3 protein-coding genes are annotated in these 3408 nt (G+C 63.0%); 1 reads left to right on the top strand and 2 read right to left on the bottom strand.

Going from position 1 to position 3408, the window contains the following annotated elements:
• A partial coding sequence (locus EN742_RS28675; protein WP_128333552.1) for a 1-deoxy-D-xylulose-5-phosphate synthase occupies positions 1 to 626 on the bottom strand: 626 nt, incomplete at its 3' end.
• Positions 623 to 1438, bottom strand: a complete 816-nt coding sequence (locus tag EN742_RS28670) for a transketolase (RefSeq protein WP_126054555.1) — start codon at positions 1436 to 1438, stop codon at positions 623 to 625. The genes EN742_RS28670 and EN742_RS28675, both read right to left, overlap by 4 nt.
• A gap of 158 nt (positions 1439 to 1596) precedes the next feature.
• Here EN742_RS28670 and EN742_RS28665 point away from each other — a divergent pair.
• On the top strand, positions 1597 to 3408 hold a 1812-nt coding region (locus tag EN742_RS28665), incomplete at its 3' end, for a hypothetical protein (protein ID WP_148670324.1).

The following is a 3408-nucleotide window of genomic DNA, read 5'->3' as shown; positions in this document are numbered from 1 at the left end:
TGCACGCCGCCGCTTGCCAGCGTCTCGGCAGCGGTCATAGTTTCCGCAGCCAGAGCACCCGTTGAAATGAGCAGCACGTCGGCGCCTCGACGCATGGTCTGAGCCCGCCCGAGTTCAAATCGACCGCCAGAGATCGCGCCCTGCGGACTGTCCTTGCCCAGCCTGAAATAGACCGGGGACGGCGCCGACCACACGCAGTCCAGCGCCGCGGCGGCCTGAGGTCCATCGACCGGCGCGAGAACCATCATACCAGGCAGCGCACGCATGACGGCAATGTCCTCAAGGCTGTGATGCGTCGAGCCGCCCGTGCCGTAGTCGAAGCCGCCGCCAACACCGACGATGCGGACGGGCAGTTCGTGCGCAACCGGACCGTTGCGGATGAATTCGTAAGGCCGCAGCGTCGCAAAGGTCGCGATCGAATAGCAGAACGGAAGAAATCCGGCTTCCGCCAGACCCGTTGCGATGCCAATCATGTTCTGCTCGGCGACACCGACATTGACGAATCTGTCCGGATAGGCCTGCGCGAAGGGCTCCACGACAGAGAAGCCGAGGTCTGCGGTCAGCAACATGATGCGCGGATCGCGCGCGGCGAGTTCGCAGAGCTTGGCGATGAACTCGCGCCTCACTGCAGCGCCTCGCTCTCCGCCAGGGCGATGGCAAAGTCTTCGTCCGACATCGGCAAATAGTGCCAGCGCACCTGGCGCTCCATGAAACTCACACCGCGCCCCGACACGGTCCGCGCCAGCACCACCAACGGCTCCTGGCGATGCGGACGCAGCGCCTCGCGAACCGCCGCTGGCGCATGTCCATCCACCTCCCGGACCGTCCAGCCGCAACTTGCCCAGTGTTCCGGCATCCGTGCCTGGTTCATGATCTCGGCGGTCGGGCCAAGCGCCTGCTGTCCATTGACGTCGACGACGACAATCAAATTCGTGAGCCGATGATGCCCGGCAAACATCGCCGCTTCCCAGGTCGATCCTTCATTGCATTCCGCATCGGACAGCAGCACATAGGTGCGGCGGTCCTTGCCGAGCAGGCGCGCGGCGAGCGCCGATCCGACGCCGATCGACAGGCCAAGGCCGAGCGAGCCGGTCGAGAAGTCGACGCCTGGGAGGTGATGGGTCGGGTGCACGCCCAGGCGGGAATCATCGGCGCAATAGCTTGCCAGTTCGGCGCGGCTTAGCCATCCGCGCAAGAACAGGGCGGCGTAGAGCGCAAGCGCCGCGTGCCCCTTTCCCATAACGAAACGATCGCGATCCGGATCGTCCGGTGCGTTCAGTCGCATGGCTCCGCCATAAAGTGCTGCGAGAAGATCCACCACGGACAGGGCCGAGCCAATGTGCCCGACATGGGCGCGATGTGATTCTTCAAGGATCAGCTTGCGCAGCGCCCGCGAACTCAGGATTTGCTGGTGAGCGAGCGCCGGATCAGGCTCCATGACAGCCCATGGCGTTCATGCTAGTGGTCGACATCATGCGATTGGCCTCTCGTATGATCCGATACACTAGCGCATTCTTCGCCGATCTTGGAAGGCGGCCTGTACTTCTCCTTTGTTTGGGAATTCTGCTCGCCTGGCTGATGGCGGGTGTTCCATTCATGAGATTCGGCGTCCCGACTGGTCTGTGGGGCGATCGTACTTTCCTGCTGCTTCACGGCAGGCTATTTCTCGACTGGCCGCATATTTTTCGAACGGATGCGGTGGGTTTTCCCGATCGGCTGGATCTGCTCGGCTTTCCTTTCACCGACCTTACCGAACGCGTCGTGCAATTTCTGACCACTCGCCTGACCGGCGACGTGATCGTTGGCGCCAATGTATATTTCGTCATCATCGTCGCGGTGAACTTCGCGGCTGCCTTCTGCGCTCTGCGCAGCTTTCAGATACGGCCCTGGTGGTGCCTCGCGGGCGCTTTCGCTTTTGCGTTCATTCCCTATTTCGCAGAGCGTTCGACCGGGCATGACTATCTCGCCGCCTATTATGCGGCGCCGCTTGCGTTCCTGATCCTGCCTCGCATTGTCATGGCCGTTCGCAATCGGTCGCCGACCGGCATGGTCAAGGATCCGGTCACGCTCGCATGCTGCATGGTTATCGCCACGTCCGGAATCTACTACAGCTTCTTTTCCCTGCTTACCTGGGGGTTTGTCGGGCTGGCCCTGGCCACGCAGGAGCGGGACTGGCGCTATCTGCCGGCCATGGCACTGCCGGCTGGCGTGACGCTGGCCGTGCTGGTGCCAATCCTGGCGTTCTTCGTCGCGGTCACGCCAGGCGACGCTGGCTTCCCAGCAAGAACAGCAGCCGACCAGCCGCTCTATGGTTTTCGTATCTCCGACGTGATCATCGGGCTGGAGCCATTCGGCGTCGCGCGGAATGCACTGCGTGATTACATGGCCATCCGCGGCAAGACCGAGGGGACGGACGCCTGGCCTGGCCCCGTCCTGTCCGCTTTCGCATTGCTGGCCGCCCTGTTTGGTTCATTGCTGTTGCGAAGGCGCGGTCCTGGTGTCCGGCCGGCCTACGGAGGCCTGACGCCGACATTGAACGCATATCTCGTCTTCTGCATGATCTATTGTGCGCCCTTCGGTCTGGGATTGATCTTCAATCTGTTGATGAGGCCGGAGATCCGCGCACAGAATCGCATCGCGCCGTTCTTTGCATTCGCGGCGCTGCTGGTGTTCTTCAGGTTATGGCAGCGGGTGGTGCTCCGGCTGCGATCCAGGTTCGGCCGTTCGATCGGCGGCGTGATAGCCGCGGTAGCTCTCGTTGTCCTGGTGCTTGTGAACAGCATTGGCAGCTTTGCGCTGTTTGCCCGACAGCAGCACGCCTTGCAGCGCCAGCCGGCTTTTGCCACGGAGATGACAAGCATCCGCGCGACTTTGGCGGTGGCGGATTCTGAAGGGCTGCGGCGGATTCTCCAGCTGCCGATGGCGGCCTGGCCCGAAGCGCCCACGATCCGCGGCTTCGAGCCCTACAACCATTTATTGCCCTTTGTCTTCAGCGCTCCGGGCAGTTCCAGGCACTGGAGTTACGGCGGCTCGCGGGGAAGCGAAAATCTGTCACACCTGCAACTCCTGCTGAAGACCGCAGACTCGCCCTGCGCCCTGGCCGAACTGTCAGCCGGCTACAATTTCGACGCGGTGCTGGTGGATCGCCGCGGCTACGACGCTACCGAGCTCGCGGCATGGGACAGCCGGCTGAGCGCGGTCGGCGCGCGGCTGGTCAGTGACGACCCGCTTCGCCGCCTGTATCGCTTGCCTAAGTCGGACTGTTCGCAGCCTCTGTTGCTTTCCAATCGATGGCTCAGCGCCGCCGCCGGCGGTGAGCTCGAACCGCTTCTCGATCGGGGATGGTGTTCGCCGGAGGCCTGGGGCCGTTGGGGCAGGGACAAGGTGCAGCGCATACTATTGCCCAAT

It is taken from the genome of Mesorhizobium sp. M4A.F.Ca.ET.020.02.1.1 (genome assembly GCF_004022645.1).
Classification (GTDB): domain Bacteria; phylum Pseudomonadota; class Alphaproteobacteria; order Rhizobiales; family Rhizobiaceae; genus Mesorhizobium.
The sequence above is the reverse complement of the archived record's forward strand: the minus strand, read 5'-3'. Positions and strand labels throughout refer to the sequence as shown.